This window comes from Pseudomonas lyxosi (assembly GCF_047758685.1).
In the GTDB taxonomy this organism is placed as follows: domain Bacteria; phylum Pseudomonadota; class Gammaproteobacteria; order Pseudomonadales; family Pseudomonadaceae; genus Aquipseudomonas; species Aquipseudomonas lyxosi.
Window position 1 is genome coordinate 2,322,078 of sequence record NZ_CP180481.1, and the last position, 23,338, is coordinate 2,345,415.

A 23,338-nucleotide genomic window follows, 5' to 3' on the forward strand; every position below is an offset into this window, starting at 1 on the left:
AAATCCAAAGTTTCGGGAGAGTGAACATGGGCAAAATTATCGGTATCGACCTGGGGACTACCAACTCCTGCGTCTCCGTGCTTGAAAACGGCGTAGCCAAAGTTATTGAAAACGCTGAAGGCACGCGTACCACGCCGTCGATCATCGCTTACGCCGACGATGGTGAAATCCTCGTTGGTCAATCGGCCAAGCGTCAGGCTGTGACCAATCCGCACAACACCCTGTACGCGGTGAAGCGTCTGATCGGTCGTAAGTTCGACGAAGAAGTCGTACAGAAAGACATCAAGATGGTCCCGTACAAAATCGCCAAGGCTGATAACGGCGATGCGTGGGTTGAAGTGAACGGCCAGAAAATGTCGCCGCCACAAATCTCGGCTGAAATTCTGAAGAAAATGAAGAAGACCGCCGAAGACTACCTCGGCGAGCCAGTGACCGAAGCGGTGATCACCGTTCCTGCCTACTTCAACGACAGCCAGCGTCAAGCCACCAAAGACGCCGGCCGCATCGCGGGCCTGGACGTAAAACGTATCATCAACGAACCAACCGCAGCTGCTCTGGCTTACGGTATGGACAAGGCGAAGGGCGATCACACCGTGATCGTTTACGACTTGGGCGGCGGTACTTTCGACGTTTCCGTGATCGAAATCGCTGAAGTCGATGGCGAGCACCAGTTCGAAGTATTGGCCACCAACGGTGACACGTTCCTGGGCGGTGAAGACTTTGACATTCGTCTGATCGACTACCTCGTTGACGAATTCAAGAAAGAAAGCGGCATGAACCTTAAAGGTGACCCGCTGGCCATGCAGCGCCTGAAAGAAGCCGCTGAAAAAGCCAAGATCGAACTGTCTTCGAGCAATTCGACCGACGTGAACCTGCCGTACATCACTGCAGACGCCACCGGTCCTAAGCACTTGAACGTGAAAATCTCCCGCGCCAAGCTCGAAGCGCTGGTAGAAGACCTGGTTCAACGCACCATCGAACCTTGCCGCATCGCTCTGAAAGACTCCGGTATCGACATTGGCGCTATCAATGACGTGATCCTGGTCGGCGGTCAGACCCGTATGCCACTGGTTCAGAAGCTGGTGACCGAGTTCTTCGGTAAAGAAGCACGTAAAGACGTGAACCCGGACGAAGCCGTTGCCATGGGTGCTGCTATCCAGGGCGCAGTATTGGCCGGTGACGTGAAAGACGTTCTGCTGCTGGACGTTAGCCCGCTGACCCTGGGTATCGAAACCATGGGTGGCGTGATGACCGCGCTGATCGAGAAAAACACCACGATTCCTACCAAGAAATCGCAAGTGTTCTCGACTGCCGACGACAATCAGGGCGCAGTGACCATTCACGTGCTGCAAGGTGAGCGTAAGCAAGCCGCTCAGAACAAGTCTTTGGGCAAGTTCGACCTGGCCGAGATTCCACCAGCACCACGTGGTGTGCCACAAATTGAAGTGACCTTCGACATCGACGCCAACGGCATTCTGCACGTAGGCGCCAAAGACAAGGCTACCGGCAAGACTCAGTCGATCGTGATCAAGGCCAACTCCGGTCTGTCCGAGGAAGAGATTCAGCAGATGATTCGCGATGCTGAAGCCAACGTCGACGCAGATCGCCAGTTCGAAGAGCTGGCAACCGCTCGCAACCAGGGCGATGCGCTGGTTCACTCGACTCGCAAAATGGTCGCAGACGCTGGCGATAAAGTGACTGCTGAAGAGAAGACTGCAATCGAAGCTGCTGTTGTTGCCCTGGAAGCCGCTGTCAAAGGCGACGACAAGGCCGCGATCGAAGCCAAGGTTGAAGAGCTGTCGAAAGTCTCCGCTCCAGTAGCGCAGAAGATGTACGCCGAGCAGGCTCAACCTGCTGAAGGTGCTGCACCGCAAGGCGAATCGGCTGAGAAGGCTGACGACGTCGTCGACGCTGAGTTCGAAGAAGTCAAAGACCACAAGTAAGTTGTTGGTCGGCCGGTTGACTGCCTTTAGGCAGTGACTGGTAGGATGTCGCCGCGCGGGGGCTTGCTCCCGCGTTGGCGTGTCTGGAGTTAGCGAATTTTTACAGCATGCGACAACGCTCGGATGCTGATGGTATGGCCGGGAATGCTCCTGCTTTTCGAGCCGAAAGTACCGCATCGAATCAAAGACCAGGATCGTTGAATTGACGTGAGTTGGGTCCGGGCCTGTATTGGGGCTCAACGAGTTTGGCAAGGCTCAGGAGAGGTTTGCCGGACGTCCTTAAGAGTGCAAAGACTTATGGCAAAGCGTGACTATTACGAAGTATTGGGTGTTGAGCGCGGCTCAAGCGAAGCAGACCTGAAAAAGGCCTACCGTCGCCTGGCGATGAAACACCACCCGGACCGTAATCCCGATGACAAGGCGTCGGAAGATATGTTCAAGGAGGCCAATGAGGCCTACGAAGTACTGTCCGATTCCAGCAAGCGCGCGGCGTACGACCAGTACGGTCATGCCGGTGTCGACCCAAGCATGGGTGGCGGCGGTGCCGGGTTTGGCGGTCAGAACTTCTCCGACATCTTTGGTGATGTCTTCAGTGACTTCTTCGGCGGCGGTCGCGGCGGTTCTCGTGGTGGCGCTCAGCGCGGCAGCGACCTGCGCTACACCCTGGAACTGAATCTGGAAGAAGCGGTGCGCGGTACGACCGTGAATATCCGTGTTCCGACATTGGTCAACTGCAAGCCGTGCGACGGCTCGGGTGCCAAGAAAGGCTCCTCGCCGATCACTTGCCCGACGTGTGGCGGTATCGGTCAAGTCCGTATGCAGCAGGGCTTTTTCTCGGTACAGCAGACCTGCCCGCGCTGCCATGGCCAGGGCAAGATCATTTCCGATCCGTGCGACTCGTGCGACGGTCAAGGTCGTGTCGAAGAGTACAAAACCCTCTCGGTGAAAGTGCCGGCCGGTGTCGATACCGGTGACCGCATTCGTCTGTCCGGCGAAGGCGAGGCGGGTGCTCAGGGTGGCCCGACTGGCGACCTGTACGTGGTGATCAACGTGCGTGAACACGCGATCTTCCAGCGCGACGGCAAGCACCTGTTCTGCGAAGTGCCAATCAGCTTTGTCGATGCTGCACTGGGTGGCGAGCTGGAGATTCCGACCCTTGATGGTCGCGTCAAACTGAAAATCCCTGAAGGGACTCAGACCGGCAAGCAATTCCGTGTTCGCGGCAAGGGCGTTGCGCCAGTGCGCGGCGGCGGTGCTGGTGACTTGATGTGCCGAGTGGCGGTCGAAACCCCTGTCAATCTGGGACGTCGTCAGCGCGAACTGCTGGAAGAGTTCCGTAGCTCGCTGGCGGATGACAACAGCCATTCGCCTAAAACCACTGGTTGGTTCGAAGGCGTGAAGCGCTTCTTCGGCGATTTGTAAGGAGTCGGCATGCGACGTATAGCTGTGATGGGCGCTGCCGGGCGCATGGGCAAGATTCTGGTCGAGGCGGTTCAGCAGCGCGCGCCGCTGACCGGGCTGACGGCAGCCATCGTACGCCCCGGCAGCACGCTGATTGGCGTGGATGCTGGTGAGCTGGCCTCGCTGGGGCGTATCGGCGTTCCGTTGTCCGGCAATCTGGACGCGGTGGCTGATGAGTTCGACGTGCTGATCGACTTCACGCTTCCGGAAGTCATGCTGAAAAACCTGGCGTTCTGCCGTAATACGGGCAAGGCCATGGTGATCGGTACTACCGGGCTGGATGCCGCGCAGAAGCAGTTGCTGGCCGAGGCCGGCAAGGATATTCCGATCGTGTTCGCGGCCAATTTCAGTGTCGGTGTGAATCTGTCGCTCAAGCTGCTCGACATGGCTGCTCGTGTGCTGGGTGATGACGCGGATATCGAGATCATCGAGGCTCATCATCGGCACAAGATCGATGCGCCTTCAGGTACGGCTCTGCGCATGGGTGAAGTCATCGCAAATGCCCTGGATCGTGATCTGCAGAAGGTTGCGGTTTATGGTCGTGAAGGCCATACCGGTGCTCGCGAGCGTGAAACGATCGGCTTTGCCACTGTTCGCGGTGGTGATGTGGTCGGCGATCATACGGTGCTGTTCGCCTGTGAGGGTGAGCGACTTGAGATCACGCATAAAGCTTCCAGTCGCATGACCTTCGCCAAGGGCGCGGTACGTGCTGCGTTGTGGCTGGACGGTCGTGAGCCGGGTCTTTACGACATGCAAGATGTGCTCGATCTACGTTAAGATGCCCCCGAAACCGGGTTCCAACACAGTGTTTGGGCCCGGTTTTATTACGCCAAGCGACGTCCTGTCGCATTCTCCGGCCTTTAAGGCTCATTGGCGGTAGACCAAAAATGCCTTTTTCTGTAAGCTACAGCTTTAGTGTGTCCACTAAAAGCGCGCAGAATTATTCGGTGAAGAAGCGGGGTGACGTGTCCATACGTCACTCCGCTTTTTTACAACCTGCGATCGCCCTTTCAGGCTTTATTTACGGGAGGTCTTCTTGACTAAGCCAGCCATACTCGCCCTTGCTGATGGCAGCATTTTTCGCGGCGAAGCCATTGGAGCCGACGGTCAAACCGTTGGTGAGGTGGTGTTCAACACCGCAATGACCGGCTATCAGGAAATCCTTACCGATCCTTCCTACGCCCAACAGATTGTTACCCTGACTTACCCGCACATCGGCAACACCGGCACCACGCCGGAAGACGCCGAGTCCGACCGCGTCTGGTCCGCGGGCCTGGTTATCCGTGACCTGCCACTGGTTGCGAGCAACTGGCGTAACACGATGTCTCTGTCCGACTACCTGAAAGCCAACAATGTTGTGGCAATCGCCGGTATCGACACTCGCCGCCTGACGCGCCTCCTGCGTGAAAAAGGCGCGCAGAACGGCTGCATCATGGCCGGTGACAACATTTCCGAAGAAGCCGCCATCGCCGCAGCCCAGGGTTTCCCTGGCCTCAAAGGCATGGACCTGGCGAAAGTCGTCAGCACCAAAGAGAAATACGAGTGGCGCTCGACTGTCTGGGATTTGAAAACCGACAGCCACGCGACCATCGAAGCCTCTGAGCTGCCGTACCACGTGGTTGCCTACGACTACGGCGTCAAGCTGAACATCCTGCGCATGCTGGTCGAGCGCGGTTGCCGCGTGACCGTGGTGCCGGCACAGACGCCAGCTGCTGAAGCGCTGGCATTGAAGCCGGACGGCGTGTTCCTGTCCAACGGCCCTGGTGACCCGGAGCCTTGCGACTACGCGATCCAGGCGATCAAGGATGTGCTGGAAACCGAAATTCCGGTCTTCGGTATCTGCCTTGGTCACCAACTGCTGGCCCTGGCCTCCGGTGCCAAGACCCTGAAAATGGGTCACGGCCACCACGGTGCCAACCACCCGGTCCAGGATCTGGATACCGGTGTGGTGATGATCACCAGCCAGAACCACGGTTTTGCGGTAGACGAAGCGACCCTGCCAGCCAACGTCCGCGCGATCCACAAATCGCTGTTCGACGGCACCCTGCAAGGTATCGAGCGTACCGACAAGAGCGCCTTCAGCTTCCAGGGTCACCCTGAAGCCAGCCCCGGCCCGAACGACGTAGCGCCATTGTTCGATCGCTTCATCAACGAAATGGCCAAGCGACGCTAATCGCTCGCCTTGATGCAGCAAAGCTTGAGGGCGGTCCCGACATTGCGGTGGCCCCCTCAAGGCTTCACAGATTGAACAAGACGGCTTGCCGACTGACCTGCGGATTTGAGTGACAAACCCATGCCAAAACGTACAGACATTAAAAGCATCCTGATTCTCGGCGCTGGCCCGATCGTGATCGGCCAGGCCTGCGAATTCGATTACTCCGGCGCCCAGGCCTGTAAAGCCCTGCGCGAGGAGGGTTACCGCGTCATCCTGGTGAACTCCAACCCAGCGACCATCATGACCGACCCGGACATGGCCGACGCCACCTACATCGAGCCGATCAAGTGGCAGACCGTTGCCAAGATCATCGAGAAAGAGCGTCCGGACGCGCTGCTGCCGACCATGGGTGGCCAGACCGCTCTGAACTGCGCACTGGATCTGGAGCGCGAAGGCGTTCTGGAGAAGTTCGGCGTAGAGATGATCGGTGCCAACGCTGACACCATCGACAAGGCAGAAGACCGTTCGCGCTTCGACAAGGCGATGAAATCCATCGGTCTGGACTGCCCGCGTTCGGGTATCGCCCACAGCATGGAAGAGGCCAACGCGGTCCTCGAAAAGCTCGGCTTCCCGTGCATCATTCGTCCGTCCTTCACCATGGGCGGCACCGGTGGCGGTATCGCTTACAACCGTGAAGAGTTCGAAGAAATCTGCGCCCGCGGTCTGGACCTGTCGCCAACCAAAGAGCTGCTGATCGACGAATCCCTGATCGGCTGGAAAGAATATGAGATGGAGGTTGTCCGCGATAAGAAGGACAACTGCATCATCGTCTGCTCCATCGAAAACTTTGACCCGATGGGCGTGCACACCGGTGACTCGATCACTGTTGCTCCGGCACAAACCCTGACGGACAAGGAATACCAGATCATGCGTAACGCCTCGTTGGCGGTACTGCGTGAGATCGGTGTGGAAACCGGCGGCTCCAACGTTCAGTTTGGCATCTGCCCCGACACTGGCCGTATGGTCGTGATCGAGATGAACCCGCGTGTATCCCGCTCTTCGGCACTGGCCTCGAAAGCCACTGGTTTCCCGATTGCGCGTATCGCTGCCAAGCTGGCGATCGGCTACACCCTGGACGAGCTGCAGAACGAAATCACCGGCGGCGCTACTCCTGCATCCTTCGAGCCGTCCATCGACTACGTCGTGACCAAGCTGCCACGTTTCGCCTTCGAAAAATTCCCGAAAGCCGACGCACGCCTGACCACTCAAATGAAGTCGGTCGGTGAAGTCATGGCCATCGGCCGGACTTTCCAGGAATCCCTGCAGAAAGCCCTGCGCGGTCTGGAAGTAGGCGTTTGCGGTCTGGACGAGAAGCTCGACCTGAGCAACCCGGAAAGCATGAGCGTGCTCAAGCGCGAACTGACCGTGCCGGGTGCCGAGCGTATCTGGTACGTGGCTGACGCCTTCCGCGCCGGCCTGTCGGTCGAAGACATCTTCGGCATGAACATGATTGACCCGTGGTTCCTGGTACAGATCGAAGATCTGATCAAGGAAGAAGAGAAGGTCAAGACCCTGGGTCTGGCCAGCATCGACCGCGACTTGATGTTCCGCCTCAAGCGCAAAGGCTTCTCCGACATGCGTCTGGCCAAGCTGCTGGGCGTGACCGAGAAGGCTCTGCGTCGCCACCGTCACAAGCTGGAGATCTTCCCGGTCTACAAGCGCGTTGACACCTGCGCGGCCGAGTTCGCCACCGACACCGCTTACCTCTACTCGACGTACGAGGAAGAGTGCGAAGCCGCGCCGTCGGGCCGTGACAAGATCATGATCCTCGGCGGCGGTCCTAACCGTATCGGCCAAGGCATCGAGTTCGACTACTGCTGCGTACACGCGGCGCTGGCCCTGCGCGAAGACGGTTACGAGACCATCATGGTCAACTGCAACCCGGAAACCGTTTCCACCGACTACGACACCTCCGATCGCCTGTACTTCGAACCAGTGACCCTGGAAGACGTACTGGAAATCTGCCGAGTCGAGAAGCCTAAAGGCGTGATCGTCCAGTACGGCGGCCAGACCCCGCTGAAACTGGCGCGTGCCCTGGAAGAAGCCGGTGTGCCGATCATCGGCACCAGCCCTGACGCCATCGACCGTGCCGAAGACCGTGAGCGCTTCCAGCAAATGGTCGAGCGCCTGAACCTGCGTCAGCCGCCAAACGCCACCGTGCGCAGCGAAGACGAAGCGATTCGTGCTGCCGCCAAGATCGGTTACCCGCTGGTGGTTCGTCCGTCCTACGTACTGGGCGGCCGCGCGATGGAAATCGTTTACGAAGAAGAAGAGCTCAAGCGCTACCTGCGCGATGCGGTGAAAGTGTCCAACGACAGCCCGGTGCTGCTCGACCACTTCCTCAACTGCGCCATCGAAATGGACGTGGATGCGGTCTGCGACGGCACCGACGTGGTGATTGGCGCGATCATGCAGCACATCGAGCAGGCCGGCGTTCACTCCGGTGACTCCGCGTGCTCCCTGCCGCCGTACTCGCTGCCTGCTCACATCCAGGACGAGATGCGCGAACAGGTCAAGAAAATGGCCCTGGAACTGGGCGTTGTCGGCCTGATGAACGTTCAGTTGGCGCTGCAAGGCGAAGACATCTACGTCATCGAAGTCAACCCGCGCGCTTCCCGTACCGTACCGTTCGTATCGAAGTGCATCGGTGTTTCCCTGGCAATGATCGCGGCTCGCGTGATGGCCGGTAAAACCCTGAAGGAAATCGGCTTCACCAAAGAAATCATTCCGAACTTCTACAGTGTGAAAGAGGCAGTGTTCCCATTCGCCAAATTCCCTGGCGTGGACCCGATCCTGGGCCCAGAGATGAAGTCCACTGGTGAAGTGATGGGCGTGGGCGACACCTTCGGTGAAGCGTTTGCCAAAGCCCAAATGGGCGCCAGCGAAGTGCTGCCGACCGGCGGTACCGCGTTCATCAGCGTGCGTGATGACGACAAGCCGCTGGTTGCAGGCGTGGCCCGTGATCTGATCAACTTGGGCTTCGAAGTGGTCGCCACTGCCGGTACTGCCAAGCTGATCGAAGCCGCAGGCCTGAAAGTGCGTCGTGTGAACAAGGTGACCGAAGGTCGTCCGCACGTGGTCGACATGATCAAGAATGACGAAGTCACCCTGATCATCAACACCACCGAAGGTCGTCAATCGATCGCTGATTCGTACTCCATTCGTCGTAATGCCTTGCAGCACAAGATCTACTGCACCACCACCATTGCTGCTGGCGAAGCTATCTGCGAAGCGCTGAAGTTCGGTCCCGAGAAGACCGTGCGCCGCTTGCAGGATCTACACGCAGGATTGAAGGCATGATCAAATACCCAATGACCGTCAAGGGCGCAAAAGCCCTGGAAGAAGAACACGCTCACCTGACCAAGGTCGTCCGTCCGAAGCTCAGCCAGGACATCGGTACGGCCCGCGAGTTGGGTGACTTGAAAGAAAACGCCGAATACCACGCTGCTCGCGAGCAGCAGGGTATGGTCGAGGCGCGGATCCGCGACATCGAAGGCCGTATGCAAAACGCGGTGATCATCGATGTCACGACCATTCCTCACACCGGCAAAGTGATCTTCGGCACCACCGTTGAAATCGCCAACGTCGAGACGGACGAAAGCGTCACTTACCACATCGTTGGTGAGGATGAGGCTGACTTCAAGCTCGGCAAGATTTCGGTCGGCTCGCCATTGGCCCGCGCCTTGATTGCCAAGGAAGAGGGTGATGTGGTTGCCGTGAAAACGCCTGGCGGCGTTATCGAGTACGAGATTGTCGAAGTTCGCCACATCTAAGCGCAGGCGCCCGCTACGTGCGGGCGCCGTGCTTTGGCAACTGGCTCAGATGTTGTGGGTTGGTGGTCTGTGGCTGTTGCACATCGGTCTGCTGCCGGTGCTGGGCAAAATTGGCCTGGCACCGCTGCTGATCGACGAAATCGCAGGCATGCTTGATGCGCTGATGGTGGGGTTCGCCGCAGCGTGTGTGATTTTTCAGGCTTTGGTGCTGATTCAGGCCGAGGGCCTTGCCAGTCTATGGCGCGATATTCGCGGGCAACTGCTGATGATGGCGCTGTATGCGTGTGCGATGTATGCCGCGGTGCGTATCGCTTGGCCAGATGCCGTGCGTTGGCAGGTGTTCAGCTATCTTGTTCTGGGCTTTTCCGGGCTGGTGCTGGTGTTGCAGCCGGTGCCTGGATGGAGTGGCAGGGTGCGCGAAGCACACCCTTGACCCTTGTCATCACTTGAAGCGATGGACGTTCGACAGCTGCTTGTTGACGCTGAAGTTCTTGCGGTAAATCAGTGCCATCTTGCCGATGACCTGAACCAGGTCCGCTTTGCCGACCTTGCACAGTTCTGCAATGTTCGCCAGGCGCGACTCGCGATCGAGGATGTTGAGCTTGATTTTGATCAGCTCGTGATCCGCCAAAGCGCGTTCAAGTTCGGCTAACACACCTTCAGTCAAACCGTTGTCAGCCACGATCAAAACTGGTTTCAGATGGTGGCCAATGGATTTGTACTGTTTCTTCTGCTCTTGAGTGAGCGGCATAATCTGACCCTTTAGTCTGGATTCTGTAAAATGGCGGCCATTTTACCCGAGGGTTCGTGGATCCGCCCAATTAATCACGACCCTTATCATCGAGGTGCCCAATGGCGCGTTCCAAGACAAGCCTTGGTTGGCTGAAAAGACATGTCAATGATCCCTATGTGAAGCAGGCGCAGAAGGATGGTTACCGCTCGCGTGCGAGTTACAAGCTTCTGGAGGTCCAGGAGAAATACAAGCTGATCCGTCCGGGTATGAGCGTTGTCGACCTGGGTGCGGCGCCCGGCGGCTGGTCGCAGGTCACTAGTCGGCTGATCGGTGGTCAGGGGCGTCTGATCGCCTCGGACATCCTGGAAATGGACAGCATTCCGGACGTGACTTTCATCCAGGGTGACTTCACCCAGGACGAAGTGCTCGCTCAGATCCTTGAAGCCGTGGGTAATTCGCAGGTGGACCTTGTGATTTCCGATATGGCCCCCAATATGAGTGGTACGCCTGAGGTGGACATGCCAAAAGCCATGTTTCTATGTGAGCTGGCTCTTGATCTGGCGGCTCGGATACTCAAGCCGGGTGGTAACTTCGTGATCAAGGTGTTTCAGGGCGAAGGGTTTGATGCTTACGTGAAGGACGCTCGTCAGAAATTCGACAAGGTCCAGATGATCAAGCCGGACTCTTCCCGTGGCAGTTCCCGCGAGCAATACATGCTGGCTTGGGGCTACCGCGGCCGTAGTGAGTAAATCGAGGTTTTTTTGCGGGTCGATAGGTTTTTCGTATTTCGCCCCGTGAGCATTAGCGAATATTGTGTAGAAAGTGTTTCACAAAGGGTTACAGACGGCGCCTGCCAGAGCCGTAGGTAATGTAGTAAGTTAGGCCGGTGAATATCATGCGAAGCGCGCGCCATTAGCGGAGCTTGCTTCAGAGGGTAGTTAATTGAACGATATGGCAAAGAATCTGATCCTGTGGTTGATCATCGCGGCTGTCCTGGTGACAGTGATGAACAACTTCTCCAGCCCTAACGAGCCGCAGACCCTCAACTATTCCGACTTCATCCAGCAGGTCAAGGATGGAAAGGTCGAGCGCGTAGCGGTTGACGGCTACGTGATTACCGGCAAACGCAACGATGGCGACAGCTTCAAGACCATTCGTCCGGCAATCCAGGACAACGGTCTGATCGGCGACCTCGTGGACAACCATGTCGTAGTCGAAGGCAAACAGCCTGAACAGCAAAGCATCTGGACTCAACTCCTGGTCGCAAGCTTCCCGATCCTGGTGATCATCGCCGTGTTCATGTTTTTCATGCGGCAGATGCAGGGCGGTGCAGGTGGCAAGGGTGGGCCGATGAGCTTCGGCAAGAGCAAGGCGCGCCTGCTCTCTGAAGATCAGGTGAAAACCACCTTGGGTGACGTTGCCGGTTGCGACGAAGCCAAGGAAGAAGTCGGCGAGTTGGTCGAGTTCCTGCGTGATCCGGGCAAGTTCCAGCGTCTGGGTGGCCGCATTCCACGCGGCGTGCTGATGGTGGGGCCTCCAGGTACCGGTAAAACATTGCTGGCCAAGGCGATTGCCGGCGAAGCAAAAGTACCGTTCTTCACCATTTCCGGTTCCGATTTTGTCGAAATGTTTGTCGGTGTTGGTGCCAGCCGTGTTCGTGACATGTTCGAGCAGGCCAAGAAGCACGCGCCATGCATCATCTTCATCGATGAAATCGATGCCGTCGGTCGTCATCGTGGAGCCGGGATGGGTGGCGGTCATGATGAGCGCGAGCAGACTCTCAACCAGTTGCTGGTAGAGATGGACGGCTTCGAAATGAACGACGGCATAATCGTTATCGCTGCAACCAACCGTCCGGACGTACTGGACCCTGCGTTGCTACGTCCGGGCCGTTTCGACCGTCAGGTTGTCGTCGGTCTGCCGGATATCCGTGGTCGCGAGCAGATTCTCAAGGTTCACATGCGAAAAGTGCCAATGGGTGACGATGTCGCTCCGGCCGTGATCGCTCGTGGTACCCCTGGTTTCTCCGGTGCCGACCTGGCTAACCTGGTGAACGAAGCGTCGTTGTTCGCGGCCCGTGCCGGCAAGCGCATCGTCGAAATGAAAGAGTTCGAATTGGCCAAAGACAAGATCATGATGGGTGCCGAGCGCAAATCCATGGTCATGTCCGAGAAAGAGAAGCAGAACACCGCATACCACGAGGCAGGCCACGCTATTGTTGGGCGCGTCGTGCCTGAGCATGATCCGGTCTATAAGGTGTCGATCATCCCGCGCGGTCGTGCGCTGGGTGTGACCATGTTTCTGCCGGAAGAAGATCGCTACAGCCTGTCCAAGCGTGCATTGATCAGTCAGATCTGCTCGTTGTACGGCGGCCGTATTGCTGAAGAAATGACCTTGGGCTTCGACGGCGTCACCACCGGTGCGTCAAACGACATCATGCGTGCCAGCCAGATTGCACGGAACATGGTGACCAAGTGGGGCTTGTCGGAAAAACTCGGCCCGTTGATGTACGCAGAAGAAGAGGGCGAAGTGTTCCTCGGTCGCGGCGGTGGCGGTCAGGGTGCAAGCTTCTCCGGTGAGACAGCCAAGTTGATCGACTCCGAAGTGCGCAGCATTATCGATCAGTGCTACGGCACGGCGAAGCAGATCCTCACTGATAACCGTGACAAGCTCGACGCCATGGCTGATGCCTTGATGAAGTACGAAACGATCGACGCTGATCAGATCGACGACATCATGGCGGGTCGTACGCCTCGTGAACCTCGCGACTGGTCAGGCGGCGGCACCGGTACCTCCGGAACTCCTCCGGTGGCACAGGATCCGCGTCCGGAAACACCGATCGGCGGTCCGGCTGCTGACGTTTAAGGTTTGAAATGACTTCTGTTCAGTCCTCGACCCGGTTGCCTTGCGGCAATCGGGTTCTTGATTTGGCCCTGACGCACGTCATGGGTATTCTCAATGTCACTCCCGATTCCTTCTCTGATGGCGGCCAATATAGCCAGCTCGATGCGGCCTTGCGCCACGCTGAGGCTATGGTGGCGGCTGGCGCGACGTTGATTGATGTCGGTGGCGAATCGACCCGGCCGGGTGCCAGGGTGGTTTCACCGCTGGAAGAGCTTGAGCGTGTAGCTCCGGTCGTCGAGCGAATACACCGCGAACTGGATGTCATTATCTCGGTCGACACTTCCACGCCAGCTGTCATGCGCGAAGCCGCACGACTTGGTGCGGGGTTGATCAATGACGTGCGCTCTCTGCGGCGCGATGGTGCTCTGGATGCGGCTGCGGCCACTGGCCTGCCGGTCTGTCTGATGCACATGCTTGGTGAGCCGGGCGACATGCAGGACAATCCGCAGTATCAGGACGTCACGAAAGAGGTGGGCGAGTTTCTCGCCGAGCGCATGGCTCAGTGTGCGTCGGTAGGAATTGCGGCGGACCGGATCATCCTTGATCCGGGCTTTGGCTTCGCAAAAACCTTGCAGCACAATCTAAGCTTGTTCAAGCATATGGAGGCCCTGCATGCCTTGGGGCGGCCCCTGTTGGTCGGGGTCTCGCGAAAGAGCATGATAGGTCAGGCATTGAATCGTCCGGTTGGTGAGCGTCTGCATGGTGGTCTGGCGCTTGCAGCGCTGGCTTCGGTCAAGGGGGCGCGTATATTGCGCGTCCATGATGTGGCCGAAACCGTCGATGTGGTGCGGATGATCGCTGCAGTGGAATCAGCTGAATAAGAATGATGGAGCACTTATGACTAAAAAATACTTTGGCACCGACGGCATTCGTGGTCGGGTCGGCGAATATCCGATTACTCCTGACTTCATGCTCAAGCTCGGCTGGGCTGCTGGTATGGCGTTCCGCAAAATGGGCGCCTGCAAGGTATTGGTGGGCAAGGACACGCGGATCTCCGGCTATATGTTCGAATCTGCGCTCGAGGCCGGACTTACGTCGGCAGGTGCCGATGTCATGCTCCTGGGCCCGATGCCGACACCGGCCATCGCCTACCTGACTCGTACCTTCCAGGCCGAAGCGGGCATCGTGATCAGTGCTTCGCACAACCCTCACGATGACAATGGCATCAAGTTTTTCTCCGGGAGGGGCACCAAGCTTCCTGATGAAGTCGAGCATATGATCGAAGAATTGCTCGACACCCCGATGACTGTGGTTGAGTCGAGCAAGATCGGCAAGGTATCGCGCATCAACGATGCTTCAGGCCGCTATATCGAATTCTGCAAAAGCAGCGTCCCGACCGGCACCAGCTTCGCGGGCCTGAAGATCGTGATCGACTGCGCTCACGGTGCGACCTACAAGGTGGCGCCTAGTGTATTCCGTGAGCTGGGGGCCGATGTCGTTGTGCTTTCTGCTCATCCTAACGGCCTGAACATCAATGAAAATTGCGGTTCGACCCATATGGGGCCGCTGCAAGCTGCTGTATTGGCCGAGCATGCTGATTTGGGTATCGCCTTTGACGGTGATGGTGACCGCGTTCAGATGGTTGATCATACCGGTACTGTTGTCGACGGTGATGAGTTGCTGTTCATCATTGCTCGCGACCTGCATGAGCGCGGCAAGTTGCAGGGCGGTGTGGTCGGTACGCTGATGAGTAACCTGGGGTTGGAATTGGCCCTGGCGGATCTGGCAATTCCTTTTGTGCGGGCCAATGTCGGCGACCGTTACGTAATCTCCGAGTTGCTGGAGCGCGATTGGCAGGTGGGTGGTGAAAATTCGGGGCACATTGTCTGCTTCGACCACACCACCACCGGTGACGCGATCATTGCTGCATTGCAGGTATTGATGGCGCTGAAGGCCCGCTCCGAGGGGCTGGCACAATCGCGTCAGGCGCTGCGCAAGTGCCCTCAGGTGCTGATCAATGTACGATTCGGTGGTGGTGCGAGCCCTCTTGATCATCCATCCGTCAGGGAGGCAAGCGAGCGCGTTACCAAGGCTATGGCTGGTCGTGGGCGAGTGTTGTTGCGCAAGTCCGGGACGGAGCCGCTGGTGCGGGTCATGGTCGAAGGCGAGGACGAAACACAGGTTCGCGGCTACGCCGAAGAGCTGGCAAAACTGGTTACTGAAGTTTCTGCCTGATTTCGGCTTGCCAGCCATGATTGTGTTGGGTAACATCTGCGCCCACTTTGACCGACGAGGTACAGCATGCGTCGCCCTATGGTAGCTGGTAACTGGAAGATGCACGGTACCCGCGCCAGCGTCGCTGAGCTGATCAATGGCCTTCGTCATCTGGCCTTGCCGAGCGATGTTGATGTAGCGGTATTCCCGCCTTGCTTGCATATCAATCAAGTGATTGATGGCTTGAAGGAAAAGTCGATTTCGGTCGGCGCGCAGAACTCTGCGGTGGAATCCATGCAAGGTGCGTTGACCGGTGAAGTTGCGCCGAGTCAGTTGGTGGATGCAGGTTGTTCCCTGGTGCTTGTCGGGCACTCCGAGCGCCGCCAGATAATGGGCGAGCAGGACGGAATGCTGATTCGCAAGTTCGCAGCGGCACAGGCAAGTGGCTTGATTCCGGTGTTGTGTGTAGGGGAAACCCTTGAAGAGCGCGAAGCTGGAAAAACTCTTGAGGTTGTCGGGCGTCAGCTAGGCAGTATCATAGAGAAGCTGGGTGTTGGTGCCTTTGCAAAGGCAGTAATTGCTTACGAGCCGGTCTGGGCTATTGGTACCGGGCTGACTGCTTCGCCGCAACAGGCGCAGGATGTGCATGCAGCCATTCGCGCTCAGTTGGCGGCAGAGAATTCTGAAGTCGCACAAGGTGTGCGGCTTCTATACGGCGGCAGCGTGAAGGCGGCCAATGCGGTCGAACTGTTCGGCATGCCGGATATCGATGGGGGGCTCATTGGTGGAGCTTCCCTGAATGCAGATGAGTTCGGTGCGATTTGTCGCGCCGCGGGAAACTGAAAAAATGCTGGAAACAGTCGTAGTCGTTTTTCATCTGCTGGGTGCATTGGGCGTAGTTGCTCTGGTATTGCTGCAGCAGGGTAAAGGTGCGGATGCTGGCGCGTCTTTCGGAGCAGGTGCTTCAAATACTGTGTTCGGAAGCCAAGGTTCCTCTACCTTTCTTAGTAAGTTTACTGCTATACTTGCCGCCGGTTTCTTCATAACCAGCTTAGGGTTAGGTTACTTTGCTAAAGAGAAAGCTCACCAGCTGACTCAAGTAGGTTTGCCAAACCCAGCGGTGTTGGAAGTTCCAAAGCAACAACCGGCTTCTGATGATGTCCCGGTGCTTCAAGAGCAAAAGTCGGCTACTCCAGCGACTGACGTACCTCCAGCTCAAGAGCAAAAGTAAGAAGAGTTTCAAACGTAGTATTGCCGAGGTGGTGGAATTGGTAGACACGCAACCTTGAGGTGGTTGTGCCCATAGGGTGTAGGGGTTCGAGTCCCCTTCTCGGTACCAATTATCAGGAGAGCCCGCTGTTGCGGGCTTTCTTGTAGGTGGAAGGTTACATTGACCCTGTCAGGGATCGGTCGTATACTTCCGCCCCAGCTTTGTCGCGGGGTGGAGCAGTCTGGTAGCTCGTCGGGCTCATAACCCGAAGGTCGTCGGTTCAAATCCGGCCCCCGCAACCAGTTTAAGGAGCCCCTTTTAAGGGGCTTTTTGTTAGCTGGACACTTTCAACGCCGCTGTTCGACGGCGTTTCAAGGATGGGCGTTTCGCCCATTTTTTTATTTTGCACAGCATGCACATACATGCACGAGGGGGTTCAGGTGTCGAGCAAGCTAGAAGAGTTGCAGGCCTTGCTGGCCCCGGTGGTCGTGGCCCTAGGCTATGAATGCTGGGGTATTGAGTTTTCGGCTCAAGGTCGCCACTCAATGTTGCGCGTTTATATCGATAAAGAGGGCGGCGTGCTGGTGGACGATTGTGCCATTGTCAGCCGTCAGATCAGCGGTGTTCTGGATGTTGAAGATCCAATCGCCGTTGAATACACCCTTGAAGTTTCCTCGCCTGGCATGGAACGCCCGCTGTTCACTATTGAGCAGTTTGCAAAATTTGCCGGTGAACAAGTGAAGATCAAGCTGCGCTCGCCTTTTGAAGGCCGACGCAACTTTCAGGGCCTTCTGCGCGGTGTAGAAGAGCAGGACGTCGTGGTGCAGGTAGAAGACCATGAGTTCCTGTTGCCGATCGATATGATCGACAAGGCCAACATTATTCCCAGTTTTGACTGAGACGCGGATCCCGCGGATCCAATGGCTTGCGAAAGGCGAGGCGTACGATGAGCAAAGAAGTACTGCTGGTTGTTGAGTCGGTATCCAATGAAAAGGGCGTACCGGCAAACGTAATTTTTGAAGCGCTGGAGCTGGCTCTGGCCACTGCTACCAAAAAACGTTTCGAGGACGAAGTCGATCTGCGTGTGGAAATCAATCGCCACACCGGTGCTTACGAGACATTCCGTCGCTGGACTGTCGTCGAAGAAGCAGACCTGGACGATCCGGCCATCGAAACCTGGCCGAGCAAGGTTGCAGAAACGCATCCTGGTGCTCAGGTTGGTGATGTAGTCGAAGAAAAGATCGAATCCATTGAGTTCGGCCGTATCGCTGCACAGACTGCCAAGCAAGTCATCGTGCAGAAAGTTCGCGAAGCCGAGCGTGCTCAAGTCGTTGATGCCTATCGCGAGCGCCTGGGGGAAATCATCTCCGGCACCGTGAAGAAAGTGACCCGCGACAACGTGATCGTCGATCTGGGCAATAACGCCGAAGCGTTGCTGGCTCGTGAAGACATCATCTCTCGCGAAACCTTCCGGGTTGGCGTGCGTCTGCGTGCGCTGCTCAAGGAAATCCGCACCGAGAACCGCGGCCCGCAGCTGATCCTGTCGCGTACTGCGCCGGAAATGCTGATCGAGTTGTTCCGCATCGAAGTGCCGGAAATCGCTGAAGGCCTGATCGAAGTAATGGCTGCGTCCCGTGACCCGGGTTCGCGCGCCAAGATCGCGGTCCGCTCCAAAGACAAACGCATTGACCCGCAAGGCGCTTGCATCGGTATGCGCGGTTCGCGCGTTCAGGCAGTGTCGGGTGAGTTGGGCGGTGAGCGTGTGGACATCGTCCTGTGGGACGACAACCCTGCTCAGTTCGTGATCAATGCAATGTCGCCAGCTGAAGTGGCGGCAATTATCGTTGACGAAGATGCCCATGCAATGGACATCGCCGTTGGCGCAGACAATCTGGCTCAGGCCATCGGTCGCGGTGGTCAGAACGTGCGTCTGGCTAGCCAGTTGACTGGCTGGACCCTGAACGTGATGACCGAATCGGACATCCAGGCTAAGCAGCAAGCAGAAACCGGCGACATCCTGCGCAACTTCATCGACGAGCTGGAAGTCGACGAAGACCTGGCACAGGTGCTGGTAGATGAAGGCTTCACCAGCCTGGAAGAGATTGCCTACGTACCGTTGGAAGAAATGCTCAACATCGACGGCTTTGACGAAGAAACCGTCAACGAGCTTCGCGCTCGCGCCAAGGATCGTTTGTTGACCAAAGCCATCGCTACTGAGGAAAAGCTGGCAGACGCCCATCCGGCCGAAGACCTGCTCTCGCTTGAGGGTATGGACAAGGATTTGGCGATGGAACTGGCGGTGCGCGGCGTAATTACCCGCGAAGACCTGGCCGAGCAGTCTATTGACGATCTGCTCGACATCGACGGCATTGACGATGATCGTGCCGGCAAGTTGATCATGGCCGCCCGAGCCCACTGGTTCGAGTAATTAGGCGCGGCCTGAGGAGAGAAGTGCATGACGCAAGTCACGGTGAAACAACTGGCCGATGAGGTCAAAACACCGGTAGAGCGCCTGTTGCAGCAGATGCGTGAGGCAGGTCTGCCGCACACCGCCGCCGATGAAGGTGTGAGCGATAGTGAGAAGCAGTCTTTGCTGACTCACTTGAAGAGCAGCCACAAGGCGAAAGTGGAAGAACCGCGCAAGATTACATTGCAGCGCAAAACCACCAGCACCCTGCGTGTTGCTGGCAGCAAAAGCATCAGCGTTGAAGTGCGCAAGAAGAAAGTCTTCGTACAGCGCAGCCCGGAAGAAATCGAAGCCGAGCGCAAACGCGAACTGGAAGAACGTCGCGCAGTAGAAAATGCTGCACGTCAGAAGGCTGAAGAAGAAGCCAAGCGTCGCGCCGAAGAAGAAGCGCGTCGCCAGCCTGCTGCTGCGCAATCCGCTACTAACGACGCCGTTGCAGCACCTGCTGCAGTTGCCGAACCAGTACGTGAAAGCGCGCCGGTTGTGGCCGCTGCACCAGCGCCGTCTGCCGATGTTCGCAACAAGCAGAACGAACAGCGCCGTCCGGACAAGCCACGTGCCGACGATAACAGTCGTCGTGGCAGTGGCGATGGTGAGCGCAAAAACGCTCCGCATCGTGCTTCGGTCAAAGAGAAAGCGCCTGCTCCACGCGTTGCCCCACGTACTACCGACGAAGAAAGCGATGGCTTCCGTCGTGGTGGTCGCGGCAAGGCCAAGCTGAAGAAACGCAACGCTCACGGTTTCCAGAGCCCAACCGGCCCTGTAGTGCGCGAAGTGAAGATCGGCGAGACCATCACTGTTGGCGATCTCGCCCAGCAGATGTCGGTCAAGGCTGCTGAAATCATCAAGTTCATGTTCAAACTGGGTACTCCAGCGACCATCAACCAGGTACTGGATCAGGAAACTGCCCAACTGGTTGCTGAAGAGCTGGGCCACAAAGTGACCCTGGTCAGCGACACAGCCCTGGAAGATTCCCTGGCCGAGTCCCTGAAGTTTGAAGGTGAAGCGTTCTCCCGTGCACCAGTCGTGACCGTAATGGGCCACGTTGACCACGGTAAGACCTCGCTGCTCGACTATATCCGTCGTGCCAAGGTAGCTGCAGGCGAAGCCGGCGGTATCACCCAGCACATCGGCGCGTACCACGTTGAAACCGAACGCGGCATGGTCACCTTCCTCGATACCCCGGGTCACGCCGCGTTTACCGCAATGCGTGCTCGTGGTGCCAAGGCGACCGACATCGTGATCCTGGTGGTTGCAGCGGACGACGGCGTAATGCCGCAGACCGTTGAAGCCGTTCAGCACGCCAAGGCTGCTGGTGTTCCGCTGGTTGTTGCAGTGAACAAAATCGACAAGCCGGGCGCTGATCTCGATCGCATCCGTAGCGAACTGTCGGTTCACGGCGTGACTTCGGAAGAGTGGGGCGGCGACACCCCGTTCGTATCGGTTTCGGCGAAAGTCGGTACTGGCGTGGACGAGTTGCTCGAAGCTGTTCTGCTGCAAGCTGAAGTTCTGGAACTGAAAGCGACTCCTTCGGCTCCTGGCCGTGGCGTTGTGGTTGAATCGCGTCTCGACAAAGGTCGTGGCCCGGTTGCTACCGTTCTGGTTCAAGACGGTACCCTGCGCCAAGGCGACATGGTGCTGGTCGGTTCGAACTATGGCCGCGTTCGCGCCATGCTCGACGAGAACGGCAAGCCAATCAAGGAAGCGGGTCCTTCCATCCCTGTCGAGATTCTCGGCCTGGACGGTACCCCGGACGCTGGCGACGAGATGAGCGTAGTTGCTGACGAGAAGAAAGCCCGTGAAGTGGCTCTGTTCCGTCAAGGCAAGTTCCGCGAAGTCAAACTGGCCCGTGCTCACGCTGGCAAGCTTGAAAACATCTTCGAGAACATGGGTCAGGAAGAGAAGAAGACGCTCAACATCGTCCTCAAATCCGACGTCCGTGGTTCGCTGGAAGCGTTGAACGGTGCCTTGAACGGCCTGGGTAACGACGAAGTGCAAGTGCGTGTTGTCGGTGGCGGTGTCGGTGGTATCACCGAGTCCGACGCCAACCTGGCACTGGCCTCCAATGCTGTACTGTTCGGCTTCAACGTGCGTGCCGATGCTGGCGCTCGCAAGATCGTCGAGCAGGAAGGTCTGGATATGCGTTACTACAACGTGATCTACGACATCATCGAAGACGTCAAGAAAGCCCTCACCGGTATGCTGGGCAGCGATGTTCGCGAGAACATCCTGGGTACCGCTGAAGTGCGTGACGTGTTCCGTTCGCCGAAGTTTGGCGCGATCGCCGGTTGCATGGTTATCGAAGGTGTTGTTCACCGTAACCGTCCAATCCGTGTACTGCGTGAAGACATCGTTATCTTCGAAGGCGAGCTGGAATCCCTGCGCCGCTTCAAGGATGACGCTTCCGAAGTACGTGCCGGCATGGAATGCGGTATCGGCGTGAAGAGCTACAACGACGTCAAAGTCGGTGACAAGATCGAAGTCTTCGAGAAGGTTCAGGTTGCTCGCAGCCTCTAACTCGCGCACTTCAAGGGCCACGATGAGCCGCCGCATGCAGATGCGCGGCACAGCGTCAGGACTCTAAACGCAACGCCCGGTCTGGCTTTTGTCAGGCCGGGCGTTTGCCGCTTTCAGACCCTTCGGGTTTCACCGTGGGGCAGTAACAGGTAACAAGACATGGCAAAAGAATACAGCCGTACCCAACGTATCGGCGATCAGATGCAGCGTGAGCTGGCCCAGCTGATCCGTCGTGAAGTCAAAGACCCGCGCGTCGGCCTGGTCACCATTACCGCTGTTGAAGTCAGTCGTGACGTCGGTCACGCCAAGATCTTCATCACCGTGATGGGGCAGGACAACGCTGAAGACATCGCGCAAAGCATCAAGGTGCTCAACTCCGCCGCCGGTTTCCTGCGCATGCAGTTGGCTCGCGAAATGAAGTTGCGCAGCGTTCCGCAGCTGCACTTCCACTATGACGAAAGCGTCGTGCGTGGTGCTCATCTGTCGGCATTGATCGAACGTGCAGTAGCTGAAGACAATCAGCATCCGGTTGCGGCAGAAGCCGAAGACACCAAGGAGTAATCGGTGGCTCAGGTCAAACGTATCCGTCGTAACGTCAGCGGCATCATCCTGCTCGACAAGCCACTGGGGTTCACCTCCAATGCGGCGTTGCAGAAGGTTCGCTGGTTGCTGAACGCCGAGAAGGCCGGGCACACCGGCAGTCTCGATCCGCTGGCCACCGGCGTGTTGCCGTTGTGCTTCGGTGAGGCCACCAAGTTTTCGCAATACCTGCTCGATTCCGACAAGGGTTACGAAACCCTGGCGCAACTGGGCAAGACCACCACCACGGCCGATGCCGAGGGTGATGTTTTGCTGGAGCGCCCGGTGACCGTTGGTCGCGCCGATGTCGAAGCAGTACTGCCGAAATTTCGTGGGCAAATCAGTCAGATACCGCCCATGTACTCGGCGCTCAAACGTGATGGCCAGCCGTTGTACAAGCTGGCGCGGGCAGGTGAAGTAGTGGAGCGCGAACCGCGTTCTGTTACTATTACGCGCTTGGAATTACTGGCCTTTGAAGGTGATACTGCGCGGCTTGCAGTGGATTGCACCAAAGGTACCTATATCCGCACCCTGGTGGAGGATATCGGTGAGCAACTCGGTTGTGGCGCTTACGTTGCTGAACTGCGACGTACCCAGGCCGGGCCTTTCACGCTCGCCCAGACGGTCACGCTTGAAGAGTTGGAAGCGGTACATGCCGAAGGCGGCAACGAAGCGGTCGACCGCTTCCTGATGCCATCGGACAGCGGCCTGCTGGATTGGCCACTGTTGCAGTTCTCGGAGCACAGCTCGTTCTACTGGCTTAACGGCCAACCGGTACGAGCCCCGGATGCACCGAAGTTCGGCATGGTACGGGTACAGGATCACAATGGTCGCTTCATCGGTATCGGTGAAGTGAGCGAAGACGGGCGCATCGCGCCACGTCGACTGATTCGGTCAGAATGACCGAACGAGGGTGGCTGTTAACAGGCACGGTCACTACTCATTTTTAGATACAGGGATTTGTCCCTGGCCTGTTGAAGCTGTTTCTTTGAAACAGTTTCCTGATAAAAGGATTGCCTCATGGCTCTCGACGTTCAAGAAAAAGCTCAAATCGTAGCTGACTACCAGCAAGCTGTTGGTGACACTGGTTCGCCAGAAGTGCAAGTTGCACTGCTGACCCACAACATCAACAAGCTGCAAGGTCACTTCAAGGCCAACGGTAAAGATCACCACTCCCGTCGTGGTCTGATCCGCATGGTAAACCAGCGTCGTAAGCTGCTGGACTACCTGAAAGGCAAGGATCTGGGTCGTTACCAGGCTCTGATCGGTCGCCTGGGTCTGCGTCGCTAATAAGCGATTGCGCTAGAGGTTGGTTGTCTGTCGTACGTCAGTGGGTTTCCCGCTGGCGCATGGCAGGCTCCCAGCCTCAAGTTTTATCTGGA

The 23,338-nt window shown here is 57.4% G+C and carries 20 protein-coding genes and 2 tRNA genes; 21 read left to right on the plus strand and 1 reads right to left on the minus strand.

What is annotated here, in order from left to right:
- Window positions 1–26: 26 nt before the first annotated feature.
- The 7 genes from dnaK (at window position 27) to ACMXYI_RS10775 (ending at window position 9,825) form a co-directional block, all read left to right on the plus strand.
- The gene (gene dnaK / locus ACMXYI_RS10745) at window positions 27–1,943 is read left to right on the plus strand and encodes a molecular chaperone DnaK (protein WP_415773198.1); all 1,917 of its coding nucleotides are present in this window, start codon (window positions 27–29) and stop codon (window positions 1,941–1,943) included.
- A gap of 297 nt (window positions 1,944–2,240) precedes the next feature.
- The gene (gene dnaJ / locus ACMXYI_RS10750; protein WP_008149037.1) at window positions 2,241–3,365 is read left to right on the plus strand and encodes a molecular chaperone DnaJ; all 1,125 of its coding nucleotides are present in this window, start codon (window positions 2,241–2,243) and stop codon (window positions 3,363–3,365) included.
- A 9-nt stretch (window positions 3,366–3,374) separates the two neighbouring features.
- Window positions 3,375–4,181, plus strand: coding sequence for a 4-hydroxy-tetrahydrodipicolinate reductase (gene dapB, locus ACMXYI_RS10755; protein WP_415773199.1), 807 nt, complete (start codon window positions 3,375–3,377; stop codon window positions 4,179–4,181).
- 259 nt (window positions 4,182–4,440) lie between these two features.
- On the plus strand, window positions 4,441–5,577 hold the full coding sequence (carA, locus tag ACMXYI_RS10760; protein ID WP_415773200.1) for a glutamine-hydrolyzing carbamoyl-phosphate synthase small subunit: 1,137 nt from the start codon (window positions 4,441–4,443) through the stop codon (window positions 5,575–5,577).
- Between the two features lie 120 nt (window positions 5,578–5,697).
- A complete protein-coding gene (gene carB, locus ACMXYI_RS10765; protein ID WP_415773201.1) occupies window positions 5,698–8,919 on the plus strand; it encodes a carbamoyl-phosphate synthase large subunit in 3,222 nt (1,073 codons plus the stop codon).
- Window positions 8,916–9,392 (plus strand): transcription elongation factor GreA, encoded by a 477-nt coding sequence (gene greA / locus ACMXYI_RS10770; protein WP_046045786.1) that lies wholly within the window; start codon window positions 8,916–8,918, stop codon window positions 9,390–9,392. Before carB ends, greA begins: the two co-directional genes overlap by 4 nt.
- A 28-nt stretch (window positions 9,393–9,420) precedes the next feature.
- A complete protein-coding gene (locus ACMXYI_RS10775) occupies window positions 9,421–9,825 on the plus strand; it encodes an MFS transporter (protein ID WP_415773202.1) in 405 nt (134 codons plus the stop codon).
- A gap of 9 nt (window positions 9,826–9,834) precedes the next feature.
- Here ACMXYI_RS10775 and ACMXYI_RS10780 read toward each other — a convergent pair whose 3' ends face one another.
- Window positions 9,835–10,143, minus strand: a complete 309-nt coding sequence (locus ACMXYI_RS10780; RefSeq protein WP_008057408.1) for a YhbY family RNA-binding protein — start codon at window positions 10,141–10,143, stop codon at window positions 9,835–9,837.
- A gap of 101 nt (window positions 10,144–10,244) precedes the next feature.
- On the opposite strand from ACMXYI_RS10780, the gene rlmE reads away from it, so the two are divergent.
- From rlmE to rpsO, 14 genes are all read left to right on the plus strand, one after another.
- Window positions 10,245–10,874, plus strand: coding sequence for a 23S rRNA (uridine(2552)-2'-O)-methyltransferase RlmE (rlmE, locus tag ACMXYI_RS10785; RefSeq protein ID WP_007900501.1), 630 nt, complete (start codon window positions 10,245–10,247; stop codon window positions 10,872–10,874).
- A gap of 202 nt (window positions 10,875–11,076) precedes the next feature.
- Complete coding sequence (gene ftsH, locus ACMXYI_RS10790) at window positions 11,077–12,990, plus strand: ATP-dependent zinc metalloprotease FtsH (protein WP_033058123.1); 1,914 nt, start codon at window positions 11,077–11,079, stop codon at window positions 12,988–12,990.
- Between the two features lie 8 nt (window positions 12,991–12,998).
- Window positions 12,999–13,850: a dihydropteroate synthase gene (gene folP, locus ACMXYI_RS10795; RefSeq protein WP_415773203.1), complete on the plus strand. Its 852-nt coding sequence runs from the start codon at window positions 12,999–13,001 to the stop codon at window positions 13,848–13,850.
- Window positions 13,851–13,866: 16 nt separating this feature from the next.
- Window positions 13,867–15,204 (plus strand): phosphoglucosamine mutase, encoded by a 1,338-nt coding sequence (gene glmM, locus ACMXYI_RS10800; RefSeq protein WP_415773204.1) that lies wholly within the window; start codon window positions 13,867–13,869, stop codon window positions 15,202–15,204.
- Between the two features lie 66 nt (window positions 15,205–15,270).
- Window positions 15,271–16,026 carry a triose-phosphate isomerase gene (tpiA, locus tag ACMXYI_RS10805; RefSeq protein WP_415773205.1) on the plus strand — a complete coding sequence of 252 codons (756 nt, stop codon included), beginning with the start codon at window positions 15,271–15,273 and terminating at the stop codon, window positions 16,024–16,026.
- Window positions 16,027–16,030: 4 nt separating this feature from the next.
- Entirely contained in the window at window positions 16,031–16,414 is a 384-nt protein-coding gene (gene secG, locus ACMXYI_RS10810; protein ID WP_017336473.1) for a preprotein translocase subunit SecG, read from the plus strand.
- 22 nt (window positions 16,415–16,436) lie between these two features.
- Window positions 16,437–16,522, plus strand: a tRNA-Leu gene (locus ACMXYI_RS10815).
- A 96-nt stretch (window positions 16,523–16,618) separates the two neighbouring features.
- Window positions 16,619–16,695, plus strand: a tRNA-Met gene (locus tag ACMXYI_RS10820).
- 138 nt (window positions 16,696–16,833) lie between these two features.
- Window positions 16,834–17,292, plus strand: a complete 459-nt coding sequence (rimP, locus tag ACMXYI_RS10825; protein ID WP_010463487.1) for a ribosome maturation factor RimP — start codon at window positions 16,834–16,836, stop codon at window positions 17,290–17,292.
- A gap of 47 nt (window positions 17,293–17,339) precedes the next feature.
- Window positions 17,340–18,821 carry a transcription termination factor NusA gene (nusA, locus tag ACMXYI_RS10830; RefSeq protein WP_008024459.1) on the plus strand — a complete coding sequence of 494 codons (1,482 nt, stop codon included), beginning with the start codon at window positions 17,340–17,342 and terminating at the stop codon, window positions 18,819–18,821.
- A 27-nt stretch (window positions 18,822–18,848) separates the two neighbouring features.
- Window positions 18,849–21,377: a translation initiation factor IF-2 gene (infB, locus tag ACMXYI_RS10835; RefSeq protein ID WP_415773206.1), complete on the plus strand. Its 2,529-nt coding sequence runs from the start codon at window positions 18,849–18,851 to the stop codon at window positions 21,375–21,377.
- 159 nt (window positions 21,378–21,536) lie between these two features.
- Window positions 21,537–21,938 carry a 30S ribosome-binding factor RbfA gene (gene rbfA, locus ACMXYI_RS10840; protein WP_008149016.1) on the plus strand — a complete coding sequence of 134 codons (402 nt, stop codon included), beginning with the start codon at window positions 21,537–21,539 and terminating at the stop codon, window positions 21,936–21,938.
- A gap of 3 nt (window positions 21,939–21,941) precedes the next feature.
- A complete protein-coding gene (gene truB, locus ACMXYI_RS10845; protein ID WP_008149014.1) occupies window positions 21,942–22,859 on the plus strand; it encodes a tRNA pseudouridine(55) synthase TruB in 918 nt (305 codons plus the stop codon).
- Between the two features lie 117 nt (window positions 22,860–22,976).
- Window positions 22,977–23,246, plus strand: coding sequence for a 30S ribosomal protein S15 (gene rpsO / locus ACMXYI_RS10850; RefSeq protein WP_003176135.1), 270 nt, complete (start codon window positions 22,977–22,979; stop codon window positions 23,244–23,246).
- Window positions 23,247–23,338: the final 92 nt, after the last annotated feature.